Annotated in this window: 15 protein-coding genes; 6 read left to right on the forward strand and 9 right to left on the reverse strand. The window is 73.4% G+C overall.

All coding sequences use genetic code 11. The features are described from left to right. Positions 1 to 62 precede the first annotated feature (62 nt). The 3 genes from AC4BEG_RS15735 to purD form a co-directional block, all read right to left on the reverse strand. A complete protein-coding gene (locus tag AC4BEG_RS15735) occupies positions 63 to 1,574 on the reverse strand; it encodes a N,N-dimethylformamidase beta subunit family domain-containing protein (RefSeq protein WP_490706495.1) in 1,512 nt (503 codons plus the stop codon). A 275-nt stretch (positions 1,575 to 1,849) separates the two neighbouring features. Further along, entirely contained in the window at positions 1,850 to 3,772 is a 1,923-nt protein-coding gene (locus tag AC4BEG_RS15740; protein WP_490706496.1) for a hypothetical protein, read from the reverse strand. 309 nt (positions 3,773 to 4,081) lie between these two features. After that, positions 4,082 to 5,356, reverse strand: a complete 1,275-nt coding sequence (gene purD / locus AC4BEG_RS15745) for a phosphoribosylamine--glycine ligase (protein ID WP_490706497.1) — start codon at positions 5,354 to 5,356, stop codon at positions 4,082 to 4,084. 233 nt (positions 5,357 to 5,589) lie between these two features. Between purD and AC4BEG_RS15750 the strand changes: the two genes are divergently transcribed. Together AC4BEG_RS15750 and AC4BEG_RS15755 are read left to right on the forward strand one after the other, a co-directional pair. Next, positions 5,590 to 6,528: a hypothetical protein gene (locus AC4BEG_RS15750; protein WP_490706498.1), complete on the forward strand. Its 939-nt coding sequence runs from the start codon at positions 5,590 to 5,592 to the stop codon at positions 6,526 to 6,528. A gap of 277 nt (positions 6,529 to 6,805) precedes the next feature. After that, positions 6,806 to 7,537 (forward strand): SLATT domain-containing protein, encoded by a 732-nt coding sequence (locus AC4BEG_RS15755; RefSeq protein WP_490706499.1) that lies wholly within the window; start codon positions 6,806 to 6,808, stop codon positions 7,535 to 7,537. 185 nt (positions 7,538 to 7,722) lie between these two features. On the opposite strand, the gene AC4BEG_RS15760 is transcribed toward AC4BEG_RS15755, so the two are convergent. From AC4BEG_RS15760 to AC4BEG_RS15785, 6 genes are all read right to left on the reverse strand, one after another. After that, positions 7,723 to 8,373 carry a putative DNA-mimic protein gene (locus tag AC4BEG_RS15760; RefSeq protein WP_201871835.1) on the reverse strand — a complete coding sequence of 217 codons (651 nt, stop codon included), beginning with the start codon at positions 8,371 to 8,373 and terminating at the stop codon, positions 7,723 to 7,725. A 104-nt stretch (positions 8,374 to 8,477) separates the two neighbouring features. Continuing rightward, positions 8,478 to 8,918 (reverse strand): hypothetical protein, encoded by a 441-nt coding sequence (locus tag AC4BEG_RS15765; RefSeq protein ID WP_490706500.1) that lies wholly within the window; start codon positions 8,916 to 8,918, stop codon positions 8,478 to 8,480. A 5-nt stretch (positions 8,919 to 8,923) separates the two neighbouring features. Next, on the reverse strand, positions 8,924 to 9,538 hold the full coding sequence (locus AC4BEG_RS15770) for a SigE family RNA polymerase sigma factor (protein WP_490706501.1): 615 nt from the start codon (positions 9,536 to 9,538) through the stop codon (positions 8,924 to 8,926). Then, positions 9,535 to 12,060: a glycosyltransferase gene (locus AC4BEG_RS15775; RefSeq protein ID WP_490706502.1), complete on the reverse strand. Its 2,526-nt coding sequence runs from the start codon at positions 12,058 to 12,060 to the stop codon at positions 9,535 to 9,537. The genes AC4BEG_RS15770 and AC4BEG_RS15775 overlap by 4 nt, the downstream gene beginning before the upstream one ends. Before the next feature lie 139 nt (positions 12,061 to 12,199). Continuing rightward, complete coding sequence (locus tag AC4BEG_RS15780; RefSeq protein WP_490706503.1) at positions 12,200 to 12,892, reverse strand: GntR family transcriptional regulator; 693 nt, start codon at positions 12,890 to 12,892, stop codon at positions 12,200 to 12,202. Between the two features lie 222 nt (positions 12,893 to 13,114). Beyond that, entirely contained in the window at positions 13,115 to 14,476 is a 1,362-nt protein-coding gene (locus tag AC4BEG_RS15785) for an aspartate aminotransferase family protein (RefSeq protein ID WP_490706504.1), read from the reverse strand. Positions 14,477 to 14,740: 264 nt separating this feature from the next. Here AC4BEG_RS15785 and AC4BEG_RS15790 point away from each other — a divergent pair, with 264 nt between their 5' ends. The 4 genes from AC4BEG_RS15790 (at position 14,741) to AC4BEG_RS15805 (ending at position 20,337) form a co-directional block, all read left to right on the forward strand. Beyond that, positions 14,741 to 15,376 carry a DJ-1/PfpI family protein gene (locus tag AC4BEG_RS15790; RefSeq protein ID WP_490706505.1) on the forward strand — a complete coding sequence of 212 codons (636 nt, stop codon included), beginning with the start codon at positions 14,741 to 14,743 and terminating at the stop codon, positions 15,374 to 15,376. After that, complete coding sequence (locus AC4BEG_RS15795) at positions 15,373 to 15,861, forward strand: MarR family winged helix-turn-helix transcriptional regulator (protein ID WP_490706506.1); 489 nt, start codon at positions 15,373 to 15,375, stop codon at positions 15,859 to 15,861. The genes AC4BEG_RS15790 and AC4BEG_RS15795 overlap by 4 nt, the downstream gene beginning before the upstream one ends. A gap of 135 nt (positions 15,862 to 15,996) precedes the next feature. After that, positions 15,997 to 18,471 carry a serine/threonine protein kinase gene (locus AC4BEG_RS15800; RefSeq protein WP_490706507.1) on the forward strand — a complete coding sequence of 825 codons (2,475 nt, stop codon included), beginning with the start codon at positions 15,997 to 15,999 and terminating at the stop codon, positions 18,469 to 18,471. Positions 18,472 to 18,522: 51 nt separating this feature from the next. Then, the gene (locus AC4BEG_RS15805; RefSeq protein ID WP_490706508.1) at positions 18,523 to 20,337 is read left to right on the forward strand and encodes a protein kinase domain-containing protein; all 1,815 of its coding nucleotides are present in this window, start codon (positions 18,523 to 18,525) and stop codon (positions 20,335 to 20,337) included. The last annotated feature ends 21 nt before the right edge of the window (positions 20,338 to 20,358 follow it).

Here is a 20,358-nt window from a genome sequence, read left to right on the forward strand (position 1 = left end):
GTTTGTCCAAGCCACCTCGATTCTGCCGCACGTCACGGCCGTGTCCGGACCCGGCCCGCCCCTCACACCCGCTTGCAGATGCGGTCCAGCAGATTGGCCGTGGCGCGCTGCACCCGCTCGTCCCGGTGGCCCGGCCGGTCCAGCGCCGGTGACCACGCGAAGGTGCCGGAGGCGAAGACCAGGGCGCCGCTGGGGGCCCGGTAGAGGGAGGTCTCCTGGTGCCGGGTGGCCCCCTCGGCGTCCTGGTACGGGGAGTGGGCCAGCAGGATCCGGCCGTCGTGCTCGGGCAGCGAGGTGCGCGGGAAGTAGCGGTCGGCCTCGCCCGCGACCAGACCGGGCAGTTCGTCGCCCTCCTCGGCGCCGGTGGCCTCCCACAGCCAGTGGCTCGCGTTGCGCACGATCATCGGCCGCGGTTCGGGCACCCGGCCCGCGTACTGGATGCCGATCAGCTGCTGTTCGGGCGTCGTCTCGCGCCACAGCGCGGAGCGGCCGGGGCCACGGCGCTTGCGGCAGGTCAGCAGACGGTCCGGGCCGGAGGGCGAGGGGGCCAGCTCGACCTGCCAGTACATGGTGTTGGCGGAGAGGAAGACCAGCGAGGTGCCGCTGTCGCGAGCCCCTTCGACGGTGCGGCGCAGCGGCGCCGACCAGTACTCGTCATGGCCGGGGAAGACCAGTCCGCGGTAGTGGGTGGGGTCGATGGCGCCCGCGTGGAGATCGCGGGTCTCGGCGTATGCGAGGTCGTAGCCGTAGCGCTCGGCCCAGCGGATGAAGTCGTAGGCGTGGCCCACATGGAGGGGCAGCCCCGCGCCCGCGTACGGCCGGTCGAAGGAGACCGTGACCGCGGCCTCGGACTCGCCCAGCAGCCGCCCCCGCTCGTCCCAGGCGTGGTAGAGGCTGGCGCCGGTGCGGCCGTCCTCCGGATAGAGGTTGTACGCCTGCCAGGTGAAGTCCGGGAGGACCAGCAGCAGATCGGCGGGGTGGGTGTCGCGGACGGTGAAGGGGATGTGGCTGCGGTAGCCGTCGGCGGTGGTGAGCACCGCGACATAGGCGCCCAGCTTCCAGTACGTGGGGATCTGGAGCCGCCAGGACAGCCACCAGTGGTGGCAGGAGACGGTGCGGTCGGCGGTGAGCGGGGCGGGCTGGACGATGCCGGACAGCCGCGGGCTGGTGGTGATCTTCGAGGCGCCGTCGCCGCCGTAGTGGCCGATCCGGTAGACGTCCACGCTGAACTGCTGCGGCGGGTCGACCGTGATGCGGAAGTCGATGGCCTCGCCGGGGGCCGCGGCGGAGGCGGAGGTGAAGCCCTTGATCTGCCGGTGGACATCATCGGCGCTCCGGGGGCCGGGGACCCGGGCGGCGCGGCGGTCGCGGGCCCGCGGCGCGGTCCGGTCGATCGCCCGGTCGATGGCGCCGGGGCTGTGGACGTGGTCCACGTACCACGGGACCACATGGCCGGTGTCGTCGAAGTAGTTCTCGCTGCCGCGCAGCCAGGGCAGCGGGCCCTGACCGAAAGGATCCGTCACCGCGTGGGCCAGTGCGCCCGACTCCCAGCGCCGGATCTGGTCCGTCCCCATCCCCTGCTCCCCTCCCTGCGTACCCCGGCGGCGGCTCGCCTCGCTGTCCTCGCGCACCGCGCCACCGCGGTCCGGCCTCGTGGGCCGGGCTGCGCGGCCGGTCGGTGGACCGGGCCGGTGGGCTGGTCCGCTGGGCCGGGTGACAGCGACTGGTCCCAGCACATCACATTACGCACCCATCCCGTCACCCATAGTCGCTAATTTGCTGGAACGAGAACCGAACGGATGACGGGAACTGGAACGGATGACCGGGCCGGGACAGCCGCCCTCACCCGTCACACCAGGCGGACCGGTTTCTCCGGTCGCACGCCCACCTCGCCCAGCCAGGCGCGCAGCGGCTCGGCGTCCCCGTCCTCGACCAGGCTCAGCACCCGAGCCGCCAGATCCGCGCTGCGCCGTCCGCCCACCAGGAGCGCGGGCCCGTCCAGCCAGTCCAGCCCCGGGGTGGCGCCCGCGGTGTCCACGGCCGCGCAGCAGACCATCGCGGTGACATGGTCGGCGAGCAGCTCACGGCCGGTGCGCGGCGGCTGGAGCGGGAACAGCGGGGCGCATCCGTCGATCCACGGGTCGCCGCCGCCCGCTCCGGTGCCCTCCGCCGCCGTACGGGCCAGCTGCGCCCGGCTGGCCTCCTGCTGGACGGCCTCCTCCCGGGCGAGCTCCACACTGAGCCGGGCCGCCAGCTCCGGGCCGCTGTCCACCGCGCGCTCCCCCGCGCCCGGCTCGGCTCCCCGGGCGCCGCCACCGTCGGTGGTGAGGCGCTCGATGACCCGCGCGAGCGTGGGCGGAGCGGGCGGGCTCACCGGCCCCGCCGGGGTGCCCACGGGTGCGGCCCGCTCGTCCAGGACCCGGTGCAGCCGGGCGGCCTCCAGCCGCCACTTGCGGTCGACGACCTCCTCCGGGTACTGCCCCCAGTCCACCGGGGACCAGTCGGGACCGGGCTCCGCCGGTCCGCCGTGGAAGAGCCGGGCCGCGAGCAGCGAGGTGGCCTCGTCGATCAGCCCCGGCTCCTCCAGCAGATCGCAGGCGGGCCGCTCGCTCAGCCGGGAGGCGAACCCCTCGGCCAGCCGGTCCCGGCGGGAGAGCTCGGTGAGGGCGGAGACCACGCCCGCGTCCAGCCTGGAGGGCCAGCGGCCCATCCGCCAGGCGGGCAGGGCGACCCGGGTGAGCAGCCGGTCCCAGCCCGCGTAGGCCAGCCCCACCTGCTCCTGGGCGACGATCCGCAGACCGTAGTCGACCGCCTGGGCGCGCTCGGAGGCGGCCGCGGCGACCGCGCGCTCCATCTGGGCGGCGTGGTCCCGGCAGCCGCGCAGCAGCAGCCGGGCGACCCAGCCGACGAAGGCGAACGCGGGACGGCGCACCGCGCGGCCGAGCGCCGCCGCGGCGGCGGGCGCGGATCCGCCCTGCCGCGGGCCGGGGCCGGAGCCGGGGCCGTACGGGGCGGCGGGCGCGGTGTCTCCGCCGCGGGTGGCGACGGCCACGGCGGCGTCCAGGCCCCGGACGAAGCGCCGCGCGGCGGCTATGTCGGGATGCACGGACGGGCCGGTGCCCGCCACCACGGGCGCGAGCAGCGCCCGCAGCTCGGCGACGCGCATCCACCACAGGAACGGCGAGCCGATGACCAGCACCGGGGCCTGTGGGGCGCAACGCTCACGGCGGTCCGTGAGCCGGTCGTCGCCCGCCGGGCCCGGCACCCCGGGCAGGCCCGCCCCGGGTGCGGCCCGGGTCCCGTCGGCCGAGAGGGAGCCGCGGTCCCGCCGCCCCTGGCGGGAGGCGTACGCCGGGTGCGTACGGTCCTCCAGCCAGCTGTCGCAGTCCGGGGTGAGCGCTATCGCCGAGGGCGCGGGCACCTCCATGCGCTCGGCCAGATCGCGCACCAGCCGGTACAGATCCGGGGCGGTCTCCTCGGCGATGGGCACCGTGGGGGTGAACGCGGGCCTGGCTCTGACGATCACGGCGGCCACCGCAGCCGCCAGCAGCAGGACCAGCAGGGCGCCGCCGACCACGGTCCAGCGCAGCGCGGTCCAGCCGTCGTCGTGCGACCCGCCGATACGGCCCGTGGCACTGCCGGCCAGCAGCACGACGGCCGCGGCCGCCGGGAGAAGCGCGACCGCGAGCGCGGTGCTCCGGATCCGCAGTACCGCGAGGGCACGGGCGCGTGCCGCCAGTGCACCTGCTTCGGGACCTGCCACTGTTCTCATCACCCCCTACGGTCCAGCCGGTCTGTGAACGGCGGACGACGGCGGCGTTGTCTTTCCACCCCCACTTTCGCACCGGCCGTCGACACCGCAATGTCGGTGGGCCAGTTGCCGCACCTCGCCTGAGCGGCACATTAGTTGGGGGCTGGGCGTGCGTCAGCAGGATGCGGAAGCGCTCACCCAATGGAATGGCCTTGGGCAAAACCGGGAACCTTGCGATTGCGCATGCGGTCCTGCTGTGATCGCCCCGTCCGAGGGCCTGACAAGGCCCTGACGAGGCCCTCGCGAGAGCCTCGCGAGGGCCGTTCGCACTCAGCCGGACGTGGCGCTAGCGTCCGCGGCTGCCCGCGCGGCGATGTCGGTGCGGTGGTGGGAGCCGTCGAGACCGATCCGGCCCACCGCCCGGTACGCCCGCTCCCGCGCGGTGACCAGGTCGGATCCGGTCGCGGTGACGGACAGCACCCGGCCGCCCGCGCTCACCACGGCGCCGGAGGCGGCGTCCTGCTTGGTGCCCGCGTGCAGCACATACGCCTCGGGGCCGTCCTGCTGCGCGATGTCCGCCAGTCCGGTGATCGGGTCACCCGTGCGCGGCGTACCCGGGTAGTTGTGCGAGGCGACGACGACCGTCACGGCCGCGTCGTCGGTCCAGCGCAGCGGGGGCTCGGCGGCCAGCCGGCCGGTGGCGGCGGCCAGCAGCACCCTGGCCAGCGGGGTCTTCAGCCGGGCCAGCACGACCTGGGTCTCGGGGTCGCCGAAGCGCGCGTTGAACTCGATCACGCGCACCCCGCGCGAGGTGATCGCCAGGCCCGCGTACAGCAGCCCGGAGAAGGGCGTGCCACGGCGGCGCAGCTCGTCCACGGTGGGCTGGAGGACGGTGGCCATGACCTCGTCCACCAGCTTGGGGTCGGCCCAGGGCAGCGGGGAGTAGGCGCCCATACCGCCGGTGTTCGGGCCCTCGTCGCCGTCGTGGGCGCGCTTGAAGTCCTGGGCGGGCTGGAGCGGGACGACACTCTCGCCGTCGGTGATCGCGAAGAGGGAGACCTCGGGGCCGTCGAGGAACTCCTCGATCACCACGCGGCCGCAGGCCAGCGCGTGCTCGCGGGCGGCCTGGACATCACTGGTCACCACGACGCCCTTGCCCGCGGCCAGGCCGTCGTCCTTGACGACATAGGGGGCACCGAAGGCGTCGAGGGCCCCGTCGACCTCGGCGGCGGTGGTGCAGACGTAGGAGCGGGCGGTGGGAACGCCCGCGGACGCCATGACGTCCTTGGCGAACGCCTTGGAGCCCTCCAGCCGCGCGGCCTCCGCGGACGGCCCGAAGGCGGGGATACCGCGCCCGCGCACGGCGTCGGCCACGCCCGCGACCAGCGGGGCCTCGGGGCCGATGACCACCAGGTCCGCCTCCAGCGCGGTGGCGAGGCCGGCGACGGCACCGCCGTCGAGGGCGTCGACGGCGTGCAGCTCGGCAACCTCGGCGATACCGGCGTTGCCGGGGGCGCAGTGGAGTGCGGTGACGTCGGGGTCGAGGGAGAGTGCGCGGCACAGGGCGTGTTCGCGGGCGCCGCCGCCGATGACGAGGACCTTCACGGTATGCACCCTACGGCCTCGGTGGTCCGGGCCCGCCGCGCGGGGGCGCACACCGCCTTATGGATCACGGCTCGCGGGCGTACCGCGCGCGGCACGGCCGGGGACCGGCCCGGGACCGGCCGGGGACCGGACTCGGCCGCGCCTGGTGCCGGTTCGCCCGACGCTCATAGACTGCCGCCTTGTCACGGCGCACCTCAGCCAGGGTGGCCGGAAACAAGCGGTGGGGAGACGTCATGGCATCGGGGGGACTGGGAGGCGGCCCGGGGCGACCCGGCGGCAATGGGCCGGGCGGCCAGGGCTGGCGCGATCCCTACGGGCCGCCGCCGGGCGGCCCCTACGGCCCACCGCCGAACCCGTACCCCTACAGCCCGCCACCTCCGGTGCCCCGGCCCGCGCCCCGCCGCCGCAATCCCCTGCGGTTCATCCCCGTCGTCGGTCTGGTCCTCGCCATCATCCGCTCCGCGCACCGCGTCGCCACCCGGCTCTTCGTCCGGGACGGCGAGGGCCGGATCGTGGACCCCACCGTGCAACGCGTACAGGTGGTCCGCACGGTGCTCGGCGCCGTCGCCAGCCTCGCGCTGATCTACGTCTACGGCGTGGAGGCGAACCGCTGGAAGGAGGCGGCGAGCGAGAGCTTCGGCAACATGATCATTACCCCGGTCCTGCTGATCTGCTCCGGACCGCTGGTCATCCTCGGATTCATCCTCTATGCGCCGCCGCAGCTGAGGCCGCAGCTGCGCTCCCGGATCAGTGCCCCGCTGAAGGCGGTCGGCTGGTACCTGCTGACCGTGGTTGTCGTCTGCGCGGTCATCTACCTGGCGGGCAGCACCGGTGTGCTCGAGAGCATGAACCCCTGGCAGGCCGGACTGGCCGCCCTCGTGGTGATGGTCGCGATCTTCTGGGGCCTGCCCTTCTTGTTCCTGGCGTCGCTGTACTCCGCCCGCAGCGCCTTCAACTCCGGCTACGTCCACCCGATGCTGCCCGCCGTGGTCACCGGCGTGCTGGTGTGGGTGCTCGCCGTCGTCAACGTGATCCTCAACGGTTTGCCGGACGTGGGCCCGCTGCCGGTCCGCCTCTGCTCCCTGCTGGCCGGGCCGCTGTCGGTGACCGCCGTCTCGCTGTGGGAGATGCGGCGGTTGCGGACCCGGTTCGGGATCACCGTCCGCGGCTGATCCGGACCCGGGCGGGGCCGGACCCGGTAGGGCCGGACCCGGCGGTTACGGGGGTTTCGGGGGGTGCCGGGCGCGGCAGCGCTTGGTGAGAGGCGGCACCCGGGGATGGGAACACCTCTTTCGAGTGAGGGGGTGGGGGTGCCTATATCCGATGTGCCACCACTAATGGGCGGAAATCCTGCCATCGGGTCCGCGTGGCCAGCCGTTCGGCGGTAGGAATGGTGGCCGCGCATCAGCCGCGCGACAGGAGATACGCCGCCGCAGAGGGAGTGCACGGGTGAGTCAGCCGGAGATGCAGCCCGAGGGGCTCCCTCGGCAGGAGCGTGCGAGGAAGCAGGGGGACCTGCTCGGTCGGCCCTTCCCGCACGGCGACTGGGGCGAGCCCGCCGAGCGCCTCGACGAGGTGTACCAGTGGGTCGAGGAGGGCGCGCTGCGGGTGGCCGAGTGGTATCTCGCCGACCGGCTGTGGAAGCGGCGGACCGCGCAGGGCTTGCGAGTGGGGGCCGCGGCCGGGGCGGTGGTGGGGGCGGCGCTGCCGCTGCTGGATCTGGCCGGGGTGCTCGGCCGCGGCGCCGGATGGGGCGCCTTCGCGCTACTGCTGGCCGTCGCCTGCGTCGGCGCCGACCGGTTCTTCGGGCTGACCTCGGGCTGGATGCGGGACATGGCCACCGCGCAGGCCGTGCAGCGGCGGCTGGAGGCATTGCAGTTCGACTGGGCGTCGGAGAGCGTACGGGAGGTGCTGGGCCCGACCGAGGGCACCACGAGCGAGGCCGTGGAGCGGTGCCTCACGGTGCTGCGGCGGTTCTGCGAGGACGTGTCCGAGCTGGTGCGCACCGAGACCTCGGGCTGGATGGTGGACTTCGGCTCCGGTTCCGCGCCACTGTTCAGCCAGGCGCTGGTGGGCCAGGGCTCCCGCCCGGACAGCGGGAGCCCCACCAGCCGTTTTCCGCTGCCGCCCAGCACCCGGCCCAATATGCCGCGGCAGCGGCCGCCCGAGCCGCCCCGGTGAGCGCCTCGCGCGGCTGACTCGGGCCGGAGCTGAGCGCTCCGCGGGAAGTGCCGCGAGGTGCCGTCATTCGTCCGCGGCTGCGTTGTGGCCGGCCGCGCCCACGCGGCGGAGCCGCACATCGACACAGCCCCGCGCCCCTTCAGAGCGCAACCCGAACCGCACCGGACTTCAGCGAGGCCACCTAGCTAGCTGAACACGATCATCGAGCCCTGGCCCAGACTGCGGGTCGCCGCCGCGTGCAGTCCCAGCCACACATGGCGTTCCCGCGCGAACGGGCTGTCCTCGTACGGAACCGGGACGGCCGGTTCCTCCAGGCTGGTCGGCCGGGACGGGGGCGCCGGAGCGGGCGGGGGGTTGGCGGCGTCGATGCCCAGCGCCGGGGCGACCGCCTCCAGTTCACGCAGCAGCCCGTGGCTGGAGCCCAGCGGGCCACCGCCCTCGAGGAGTTCGTCGTTGGACAGCGGGCTCGGGAAGTCGACGGGGACATAGGCACCGGCGTGGTCGTAGTGCCACACCAGATGCGACTGCTGGGCGGTGGACTCGAACATCTCGAGCAACTGCTCGTAGTCTCCGCCGAGTTCGTCCACCGGCGTCACCGCGAGCCCGCACAGCTGCAACATGTGGGCGCGGCGCAGAAAGTGCAGCGCGTCGTAGTCGAAGCCCGCGACCGGGGCAACATCCCCCGACAGACCGGGCATATAGCCGAAGACGGGCACGGGCGGCAGACCGGCTTCACCGAGTGCCTTGTCGTACGCGGCGATCTCCTCGGCGAAGGGATTGTCGGGGCTGTGGCACAACACATCGACGAGCGGGACCAGCCAGAGGTCACATGCCACGCGATCTCTCTCTCGTATCCGTACGGTCGGTGGTCGGCCCAGCGTAGTGCCCCGCGTACGCCGCGCGAAGAGCGCTGCCCACCGCGCTGCCGCCGCACCCGGTCTCAGCCCGTGCTGGAGGGAAGGTTGCTGGAGGGGGGGCCGGAGCTGTCCGAACCGGAGGAGCCGGAGCCGGAGGAGCCGCTCGGGGTGTCCGTCGGCGTCGGCTCCGTGGAGGATTCGGACGGCGACGCCGTGGGCGACCCGCTCGGGCTCTCGCTCGGGCCCCGGTCCGATGTCGCCGCGCCGGTGCCCGGCACCCGGTTCGCGGGCGGCGCTCCGCCGTCGCCCGCCAGGGTGCGTACGACCAGGGCGAACACCACGGCCACCAGGACCACCGCGAGCGCCGCCGCCGCGGGCACCGCCACCCGGCGTCTGCGCACCCGGCGCCGCCCCTGCCGTACGGCGCGGGCCACATCGACACCGGGCGCACCGGCCCCCGGTTCGAGGCCGCGCAGCGGGGCGAGCAGCCGGTCGGCCTCCCGCTCCAACTCATCGTCGCGCATGGCCACTACTCCTTCCGCTTCCCCATCGGTGTGACGGACGAGGGCAGTTGACCGCCGAGCTGGGCCCGCAGCCGGACGAGGCCGCGCGCGGACTGGCTCTTCACGTTGCCCTCCGAACAGCCGAGGATCCCGGCCACCTCCGCCACCGGCAGATCGCACAGGAACCGCAGCACCAGCACCGCCCGCTGCCGCGCCGGGATCCGGGAGAGCGCGGTGTGCACGACGGTCCGCGTCTCGATGTCCGGCCCCCCGGCGGCGGGCGGCAGCCCGGGGGTCTCGTGCGGTGCCCCGGACAGCCGTACCCGCGCCCAGCCGAGCCGCTGCTCGTTGAGGAAGCAGCGCAGCAGCATGGTGTGCACATAGCGGTCCGTGTCAGTGGCGGCGCGGGCCCGCCGCCAGTGCACGAACAGCTTGGTGAGCGTGGTCTGTACGACGTCGTCGGCGCGGTGCGGGTCCCTGCACAGCAGATGGGCGATCCTGCGGAGCGCGGGCAGCCTCGCGGAGACGTACGCGGTGTACGTCTGCTCCGACTCCGACTCCGACTCCGGCTCCGACTCGGACCCGGCCCGCTGCCAGGACCACCCGGCCGCGGACGCGGGCTCAGGTTCGCTCCCGCTCACGTTCCCCCGCTCACCCCCTCCGGTCCCGTCCCCGGCACCGTCCAGGCCCAGACACCCCCGACCCACTCGCCCGGCCGCCCCAACAGCCGTTCCACACAGACACGCAGCTTCCCGTCGCCGGGTTGCGGAGCGAGCACCACCGCTCCCGCCCGCCAGTAGCGCAGGTCCGCCGCCGCGGCGCTGCGCTCGGCGGACCCGATGTCCGGCATGGTCCCGGTGCGCTCCACCCAGCTCAGGAGGGTCGAGGTATAGCGGGGCACCGGGCCGTAGATCCCGGTACGGTCCGGTCCGTAGGGGCCGTTGAAGTAGCCGCCGGGCAGCGGGAAGCCGAGACCGGCGCTGAGCTGCCAGTGCAGGGGCTCGGCGTGCGCGGGGTCCGGCACCGGGACGGGGACGAGGGTGCGGCCCTCGGGGACGTAACGCCGCCAGGTGCCGTTGGCGACGAACGGGGGCACCGGTACCCGTTCGCTGGTGGCCGCCGGGGTGGGGACGATCGGCAGCAGGGCGGCGGCGATGGCCGCCCATCCGGCGATCCGCAGCGCGCGGTCCCGGTTTCCGTCCGCCAGCCGGTCGATGGCGAGGGCCAGCAGAATGCCGAGTGCGGGCACCGCGGCCATCGCCACCCGTGACTCGATGACCGACTCCAGCAACGGCAGCCGCGCGAACGGCCACCACGGCCCCGGCAGCGTCCGGTCCGTCCCCGGCAGCGGGAGGGAACGCCCCAGGGACAGCGCCATCATGGCGAACGCCGTCCAGGCCAGCGCCCGGACCCGCGGCTCCCGCCACCGCCACACCACCACCACGACGGTGAGGGCGAGCAGCGGCCAGCCGAAGAAGGCGTTCTGCTCGGTGCGGTTGACGGCCAGCCGGTCCGCGGTGGCCGCGTCGCCGCCGAGCGAACGACCGGCGAACTCCACCAGTGCGCCCGGCGGGTTGCCCGCCGGGCCGTGCAGCACACTGACGTAGGACTGGGCGCCGAAGAACTGCCGGTACAGCGGATAGCCGAGCAGCACCAGCGCGACGCCCGCGGCGACCGCGAGCCCGCGCAGCAGCGGCCCGCCGACGGCGCGGGCCACACCGGGGCGCAGCACCGCGTAGCCCACCGCGAAGAACAGCAGCCCGAGGGCGGCCAGCAGCAGCGCCTCCTCGCCCAGGAAGACCTGGTAGGTGAGGAACAGCCCGAGGATCACCCCGTCGCGCACCGTACGGCCGCCCGGTTCGCACAGCCGCAGCAGCCGGTCCACGATCAGCGGCATCATGAACAGCACCGCGAAGTTGGGGTGGGCGTTGGCGTGGGAGACCATCGCCGGGGCGAACGCGCACAGCGCGCCGCCGAGCGCCGCGGCCCGCCGGGAGGTCACAAAGCGCCGCAGCAGCAGCCAGTACCAGGCGACGGCGGTCGCGGCGAGACCGGCGGTCAGCACCAGCGCCCAGGTGATGGCCGGGCCGAACACGGCGGTGACGGGCGCGAGCGGTACGGACAGGCCCAGCATGGTGGTGTTCGCCATGAGGTTCACACCGGACGGGACGTTCTGGAACGTGCTGAAGAACGGATCGCGGAGGGCGAAGACGTTGTCGGCGGTGACCGCGAAGAACCACTCCCACTGGTTCTGGTCCTGTCCACCGTCGATCAGATAGCGGTGCTGGGGGTCACGCCACAGCCCGTGGAAGAGCACCACGGACAGCAGCAGATAGCCCACCGCCACCGCCAGGTCGGCGGCCCGGACCCGCTCCAGCGCACCCGCCGCCCGCAACCGCGCCAACTCCAGCAGCACCCGGGCGTAGTCCGGCGCGCGGACCTTGGAACCGGGCTGATGGGCCCAGCGGACCGGCACCTCGGCGACCGGCCAGCGCGCGCCGTGGAACATCCGCAGGATCTCCACATCGATGCACCAGCCGTCGAGCCGGGACCGGCCGAAGACCGCGCGCGCCCGGTCGCCCTCGAAGAGCTTGAAGCCGCACTGGGTGTCGCGGACCCCGGGCACCGCCACCGCCCGGATGACGCGGTTGCCCGCCTCGCCGAGCAGCCGCCGCAGCGGAGGGCGGCGCACCGCCCCGGCGGACGCCGGGTGGTGGGCGCGGGAGCCGATGGCGCCGGCGTAGCCCTCGTCGAGCCGGTCGTGCAGTGCGGCCAGTTCCTCGATGGGGGTGGCCAGATCGGCGTCGGTCACCAGCACCCGGCGGCCGCGCGAGGCGAGCACACCGAGCCGTACGGCGTGGCCCTTGCCGTGGTTGCGGGCGAACGGGGCCGTGGTGGCGGTGCCCGGTGGCGGTCCCAGCAGCCGGATCCGGGGCTCGGCGGCAGCGGCCTCGCGGACCGTGGCGGCGGTGGCGTCCGTGGAGCCGTCGTCGACCACGATGACCTCCCAGCCCGCGTGGCGATCGGGCGAGGACCGCAGATAGCGGCAGATCGCGTCGAGGGTCCGGGGCAACCGGTGCTCCTCGTTGTAAGCGGGGACGACGACCGTCAGATCGACGGTGTCCGGCGCACGCGGCGGCGTCGGCTCGACGGTGTCCGGCACGCGCGGCGGCGTCGGCGCCGGTCGGCGGTCCGCGGCGGGGCTGAGCGAAGAAGGCGGCACGCGTCGGGGACCACCTCGGACCCCCGCGGCGTTGCGTGATCCGTGTCACACTCTGCCCCGGCCGGGGCCGGGCGCCGGATCAGCGCGCCTTCGACTCCCCCACCAGCCGCTCGATCAGGCTGCGGAAGTGGGTGCTGTACTCCGCGATGAGCCGCTCGGAGGTGGCCGGGTCACCCCGGGTCACCGCCGCGGTGAGCTCGCAGTGCCCGGCCCACAGCAGCCCGCGCAGATCGGGCACCCGGCGCAGATACGGCACCGTGAACACCCAGGTCTGCGCCCGCAGCCGCTGGAGGAAGTCCAGGATGTACGGGTTGCCGACCAGCCCGCAGAGCTCACGCCAGAAGCGCAGGTCGTAGCCGATCAATATGTCGAGGTCGCCGGAGCGGGCGGCCCGCTCGGCCTCCTCGGCCCTCCGCCGCACCGAGGCCAGCGCCGCCGGGGTCATCGAGCGCAGCGTCCGGTCGACGCAGTGGCGGAACACACCGTCGACGACCATCGTGCGGGCGTCCACCATGTGCCGGAAGTCCTCGATGGTGTACTCGTGGACCTTGAAACCGCGGTGTTCCTCGACGTCCAACAGCCCCTGCGAGCACAGGTCGAGCAGGGCCTCGCGGACGGGTGTCGCGGAGACGCCGTACTGGTCGGCGATCTCCTTGACGGTGAACTGACGGCCGGCCGGGAGGCGGCCCGCGAGCACCTCGTCGCAGAGCGCTTCGGCGATCTGCTGGCGCAGGGTGTTCCGCTTGACCGGGCTGGTGCCGGGCACGGGCATCGAGGACCGTCTCCTTCCGCGGCCGTCGTGATCACCGGGTGGTAAGCGGACGGCCCTCGCATCACGATATGCGAGGGCCGTTGCGCCCAGTGACGCGGAGTACGGCGGTGTTCTACACCGGGTGCCCGTTCGGCGTTTTCCGTGGCCGTCGGGCGTCTTCCGTGGTCACACCGTGTGGATGCGGGTCCGCCGCGGCCCCGGGCACCGGGTGGGTACGACGCTTCAGCCGGTGTGGGCGTCGGCCGCGGACAGCGCCTCGTCCAGGACCGCCAGGCCCTCCTTGGCCTCGGTCTCGGTGATGGTGCACGGCGGCACCACATGGGTGCGGTTCATGTTCACGAAGGGCCACAGACCGCCGCGCTTGCAGGCGGCCGCGAAGTCGGCCATGGGCTGGTTGGCCGGGCCACTGGCGTTGTACGGCACCAGCGGTTCGCGGGTCTCCTTGTTCTTCACCAGGTCCAGCGCCCAGAAGACGCCCGTACCGCGCACCTCGCCCACCGAGGGATGGCGCTCGGCGATCTCGCGCAGCCCGGGGCCGATCACGTTCTCGCCGATGGCGGCGGCGTTCTCCACGATGCCCTCCTCGGCCATCGTGTTGATGGTCGCGACGGCGGAGGCGCAGGCCAGCGGGTGGCCGGAGTAGGTGAGACCGCCGGGGTAGGGCCGCTGGTCGAAGGTGGCGGCGATCTCGGCGGAGATCGCGACACCGCCCAGCGGCACATAGCCGGAGTTGACGCCCTTGGCGAAGGTCAGCAGGTCGGGGACGACGTCGAAGTGTTCGGCGGCGAACCAGCGGCCGGTGCGTCCGAAGCCCGCCATGACCTCGTCGAGGACGAAGACGATGCCGTAGCGGTCGCAGATCTCACGGACGCCGGGCAGATAGCCGGCCGGCGGGACCATGATCCCGGCGGTGCCGGGGATGGTCTCCAGCACGATCGCGGCGATGGTCTGCGGGCCCTCGAAGGCGATGGTGTCCTCGAGGTGGCGCAGGGCGCGCTCGCACTCCTGGGCCTCGTTCTCGGCGTGGAAGGGCGAGCGGTAGAGGAACGGCGCCCAGAAGTGCACCACTCCGGCCGAGGCGGAGTCCGAGGGCCAGCGGCGCGGGTCACCGGTCAGGTTGATCGCGGTGGAGGTGGCGCCGTGGTACGAGCGGTAGGCGGAGAGCACCTTGGCGCGGCCGGTGTGCAGCCGGGCCATCCGGACCGCGTTCTCCACGGCCTCGGCGCCGCCGTTGGTGAAGAAGATCTTGTCGAGGTCGCCGGGGGTGCGCTCGGCGATCAGCCGGGCCGCCTCGGAGCGTACGTCCACGGCGAAGCCCGGGGCGATGGTGCACAGCTTGCCTGCCTGCTCCTGGATCGCGGCCACGACCTTGGGGTGCTGGTGGCCGATGTTGGTGTTCACCAGCTGGCAGGAGAAGTCGAGGTAGCGGTTGCCGTCGTAGTCCCAGAAGTACGCGCCGTCGGCGCCCGCGACGGCGAGCGGGTCGATCAGGCCCTGCGCGGACCACGAGTGGAAGACATGCGCGCGGTCCGCGGCCTTGACGGCGGCACCGGCGACGGGGTCGGGAGTGGGCTGCACGGACACGTTCGGTACCTCTGATCGCTCACGGGGAGGGGGTGCGACCAGCGTACGGACCACCCTCCGGGCCCGTCACCGACATGCTGTCCGGCATTTTCCGTGGCTCCCGACACACTGCCGGGCTTCTTTCACCACGCGGCTTTTCCGGAACCCCCGGTGACAGCGCTCGACAACACTTGGCACTTGACAGCACACTGTCGACACGACAGTCTGCTGTCATCACCGAGGGGTCGAGCCGAGCACCTCACGGATCAGGACCGAGGAGAAGCCATGGGACGTCGGACCGTGCATGTGGCCGTCTACGACACGCTCGCCGACTGGGAGATCGGACACGCCACCGCCCACCTCCGCGAGACCGCCTACCACCGCCCGCCCCGCGAGGGCTTCACCATCCGCTATGTGGCGGCCCGGCCCGGGACGGTGACCACGATGGGCGGACTACGCATCGAGCCCGATCTGACACTGGAGGACGTGCGGCCGCAGGACAGCGCGATGCTGATCCTGCCGGGCGCGCGCGCCTGGGCGGGCGACCCGGAGATGCCGCGCTTCGCCCGCGCCGCACGGGAGTTCCTGGCGGCGGGCGTACCGGTCGCGGCGATCTGCGGCGCCACGGCGGGACTCGCGCTCGAAGGGGTGCTGGACGAGCGCGAACACACCAGCGCCGCGGCCGAGTTCCTGGCCGCCACCGGGTACCGGGGCGGCGATCACTACCGCGAGGCGGACGCGGTCACCGACCCGGAGAGCGGTCTGATCACGGCCGGGCCGACCGAGCCCGTCGCGTTCGCGCGGGAGATCCTGGCCCGTCTGGAGGTGTTCGAACCCGAGGTGCTGGACGCCTGGTTCCGGCTGTTCTCGACGTCCGACGCGGCCGCGTACGGCGTTCTGGAAGCGGCGGCCGCACGATGACGGACGGCACCGGGGCGGCCGAGGAACTGCCCGCGCTGCTCAGCGGGACGGCGCTGTCGGTCTTCCGACTGAACGGGCAGTTCCTCGCCGTCTCCGAGCGGCTGTCCCGTCCCGCCGGACTGACCGCCGCCCGCTGGCAGGTGCTCGGCGCGGTCCTCGAGGAACCGCTGCCGGTCGCCGGGATCGCCCGCGCCATGGGCATCACCCGGCAGAGCGTGCAGCGCGTCGCGGATCTGCTCGTCGAGGCAGAGCTCGCGGAATATCTCCCCAACCCCGCACATCGCCGGGCCAAACTCCTCGCCCCCACCGAGGCCGGCGTCACCGCGGTGCGGGCGATCATTCCCGGCCACCGGGAGTTCGCCGGACAGCTGGCCGAACAGCTGGGCGGAGCGGCCGGTTTGACGGAGGTGAGGCAGGCCCTGAGCCGTCTGTCGGAGGCCCTCGACGCCCTGGAGTCCGGCTCCGCGGACACCCCCGGGAGCTGACCCGCCACGGCCGCGCGACCGTCCCGCGCAGATACGGAACCGATAACGGATCCCCTGCGTCGTCCACTTCGCTCCCAGCCGCCTTTATTCTCTCGGGGGGCTGATCAGGGGGATCAGGGGAAGGGACAACGACGCATGGAAGACCTGGGGGCCGAGGACCCTCGCTGGATCGGCGAGTACCGGCTGCTGCGGCGGCTCGGTGCGGGCGGTATGGGCCGGGTCTTCCTGGCCCATTCCCCGCGCGGCCGCACGGTGGCGGTGAAGCTGGTCCAGACGGAGCTCGCTCAGCAGGCCGAATTCAGACGGCGGTTCAAGCAGGAGGTACGGGCCGCCCAGCGGGTCGGCGGGGAGTGGACCGCGCCGGTGCTCGACGCCGACACCGAGGCCGCCACTCCGTGGGTCGCCACCGGCTATATCGCCGGACCCTCGCTGCACGCGACCGTCGCCGAATCGGGTGCCCTGCCCGAACGGTCGGTGCGCATCCTCGGCAACGGCCTCACCCGCGCGCTGCGTGACATCCACGGCGCCGGGCTGGTCCACCGCGATCTGAAACCCTCCAACATCCTGGTCACCATCGACGGTCCGCGGGTCATCGACTTCGGCATCGCGCGCGCCCTGGAGACCGTGACGGACGGTCTGCTCACGCGCAGCGGCGCCGTCGTGGGCTCACCCGGCTTCATGTCGCCCGAGCAGGTGCGCGGTGAGCGGGTCACCCCCGCAAGCGATGTGTTCTGCCTGGGCTCGGTCCTGGCCTTCGCGGCCACCGGCCGCCAGCCGTTCGGCACCTCCGACAGCGGGGTGCACGCGGTGATGTACCGGATCGCGCAGGAGGAGCCGGATCTGACCGGACTGCCCGAGAGCTTGCGCGATCTGGTCACCGACTGTCTGAAGAAGACCCCCGAGGACCGGCCCGGCCTCGACGCGCTGCTGGAGCGCACCGGCGGGGACGAACCGGACGGGGACCGGGACGGGGCCGGGGCCGGATCCGATGAGCCCTGGCTGCCCGGCAGCCTCGTCGCCCAACTGGGCCGCCACGCGGTGCAGTTGCTCGACGCCGAGACGCCCGCGGCGCCCCTGGCCCCCGGGATGCCCGCGCCGCCGTCCGCACCGCCGTCCGCGGGACCGGCCAGGCCCTCGGTCCCGGCGCCGCCGACGGCCCCGCCGCCCCCCACCGCGCCGCCGTCGGCCACCTCGTTCCCGCTGGCCCCGGCGGAGCCGCCGACGCCTGCGCAGCCCGCCGGGCCGCCCGTGCCCCCGGCTCCGGCCGCACCGCCGAAGCCCGCACCGGCACCGGACGTACCCGCCGCGGACGCCGACGCACCCGCCGCGGACGCCGCGAAGGCACCGGCCGACGCGCAGGACACCCCCGGCGCCCCGGCCGCCGGGACACCGTCGGCCACTGCGCGGCCCGTCCCCCAGGCCACGCCCGACCCGCGCCGCCAGAACGCGGCCCCCGCGTCCGCCCCCGAAGCGGCGCCCGCCCAGCAGGCCGAGCCCGCGCCGGAACCGGTGGCCGCGGCCACCCCGCCGCATGCCTTCGGGCCCCCGGCGGTCACCTCCTTCGACACCACGCCGCAGGGCGGACCCGGTGCCGCCCCGCATGCCCTCGGCTCCGTCGGCCTCGGCGGTCCCGCAGGTCCGGGCGGTCCCGGTGGGCCCGGCGGTCCGGCCGCGGCCCAGCCGCCCAAGCCCAAGCGCCGCCGCAAGGCGCTCATCATCTCCTCGGCCGCCGTCGCCACCGTGCTGATAGCCGGAGTGGCCGCCATCGTCGTGATCAAGGGCAATGACTCCAAGGGCGACACGGCCAAGCCCGACTACGACAAGGCGACCCACACCGCGCCCGTCAAGCCCGGCGGCTCCGGCGGTTCGGGCGCCCCCGCCCCGTCCGCCACCAAGCTGGGCTCCACCGGCGATGTGCCCAAGGAGTATCTGGGCGCCTGGGAGGGCCAGATCACCGAGGGCGGCGAGCCCACCGGCAAGATCCGCCGGATCGTGCTCACCCAGGGACAGATCGGCGCACCCGTCGCCGACACCCTGACCTCGACCAAGGACATGTTCTGCCAGGACTCGGCCACCCTCAAGTCGGCCGACAGCCTGCTGCTGATCGAGGACGAGGACGTCACCACCAGCGTTCCCGAGGACGCGTGCAGTGCCGTCGGCGAGCAGACCCTGCGGCTGGGCAACGACGGCTCGATCACCTGGAGCACCACCGACGGCTCCTCCGAGGCCACCCTGCGCCCCGCGAAGTCCGGCGGCAACCCGATCCCGGCCACCTACGAGGGCACCTGGCTGGCCAAGGGCGCGTTCGGGCAGGACGACGCCACCCTCAAGATCACCATCAAGCAGGGCGCGATCGGCACCGCGGTGGCCGAGGAGACCGGCGACAGCAAGAAGTACCACTGCGAGGGCAAGCGGATCCTGGCCTCGGTCGCCAAGGGGCTGGTCCTCAGCCCGACCAAGGTCACCGACGGAAACCCCAAAGATCTGTGCACACCGGGCAATTCGCTGACCTTCACCGCCTCCGGCAAGGAGAAACTCCGGGTCGAATATGACGACCCGGACGACTACGGCGATGAGACGATGACACAGACGTTCACCAGAATCGACTGATCGGCCGATCGGCAGACGGACCATCGGCACACGGACAGGAGCCACACCGCGATGGAGAACCTCGGGGCCCAGGACCCGCGGTGGATCGGCGAGTACCGGCTGCTCGGCAAGCTGGGCGAGGGGGGCATGGGCAAGGTCTTCCTCGCCCGGTCCGCCCGCGGCCGTACCGTCGCCGTCAAGCTCGTACAGGCCGAACTCGCCCGCCAGGCCGACTTCCGCAGCCGTTTCAAACGGGAGGTGGAGGCGGCCAGCCGGGTCGGCGGGCAGTGGACCGCGCCCGTACTGGACACCGACACCGACGCCGAGGTGCCCTGGGTGGCCACCGGCTACATCGGCGGGCCGTCACTGCACGACGTGGTGGCCGAGGACTTCGGGGCGCTGCCCGAGCACTCGGTGCGGGTGCTGGCCCACGGCCTGTCCCTGGCGCTGCGCGACATCCACGGCGCCGGGCTGGTGCACCGGGACCTCAAACCGTCCAACATCCTCATCACCATCGACGGCCCGCGGGTCATCGACTTCGGGATCGCCCGTGCGCTGGACGCGGTCGACGGCACCGCGGGCGGCAATCTGACGATGACCGGCGCGGTCGTCGGCTCGCCCGGTTTCATGTCGCCCGAGCAGGTGCGCGGCGAACCGGTCACCGCGGCCAGCGATGTGTTCTGCCTCGGCTCGGTGCTGGCCTTCGCGGCCACCGGGCGGCAGCCGTTCGGCAGTGTGGACAGCGGTATCCACGCCCTGATGTACCGAATAGCCCAGGAGGAGCCCGATCTGACCGGGCTGCCCGAAGGGCTGCACGGCATCGTCTCCGCGTGTCTCAACAAGGAGCCCACGCTGCGGCCTTCGGTCGCGGACCTGGTCGCGTACACCGAGCGAACCGGCCCGGACAGCGAGACCTGGCTGCCCGGCGGGCTGCTCGCCCGGCTGGGGCGCGACGCCCTCCAACTGCTGGAGGTGGAGGCGGAGAACGCCCAGCAGGGCCCGGTGGGACCGCAGTCCTCCGTCGCCTACCCGGGCCCCCCGTCGACCCCCACACCGCATTCCGGATACGCCGGACCCTCCGCGTACGCCCACCCCCCGCACGCCGGGTCGCCCGGCTATCCGGTGACCGGGCCCGCGCCCCAGCACGGTCAGCCCTGGCCGGGCGGCTATCAGGCGCCGTTCCCCTACCAGGGCCGGGCGGCCGCCGTGCTGCGGTCGGCGCGGGGGCTGTGCACCGGTCTGCTGACGGCGTTCGGCATCTGGATCGTGCTGACCGTCATCCACCTGTATCTGAACCTGTCGCTGTTCGGCGCCTACCGCGATCTCATCGACGGAACCGGCACCAGGCAGGCGGTCGACCACCGCAAGGACGCGGTGGATCCGATGGACATGTTCCTCTTCTTCGCCGCGGTGGCGGTGATGGTGGTGTGGCTGGTCTGGTTCCGGCGCGCCTATCTCAACGCCACGGTGCTGACACCGGGACGGCAGCGGTTCGGCAGCGGCTATGCCGTCGGGGCCTGGTTCATCCCGGTCGCCCAGCTGTGGCAGCCCAAGCAGATGGCCAACGACATCTGGAACTCCAGCGTGCCCCCGGGCCCCGGCCGGGTCTCCCGCGCGGTGCTGCACTGGTGGTGGGCGCTGTTCGTGACGATGTTCTGGGTCGAGCCGATCGCCGGGCTCGTCGACCTCGGCTCCGAGACCGACACTGACCGGCGCGTCGCCACCGGCTTCCTGATCGTGGACGACATCGTCTCGCTGCTGTGCGCGGTGCTGGCCATCACGGTGGCGCTGCGCATCACCAGGATGCAGGACCAGCGGATCGCGCGGCCCGCCGTACAGCAGCCCGCGCCGCCCGCGGGGATGTTCGGGCCGCCCGCGGCGCACTGACCCCGCGGATCACGCGAGAAG

Source organism: Streptomyces sp. JLBJ103 (genome assembly GCF_058215575.1).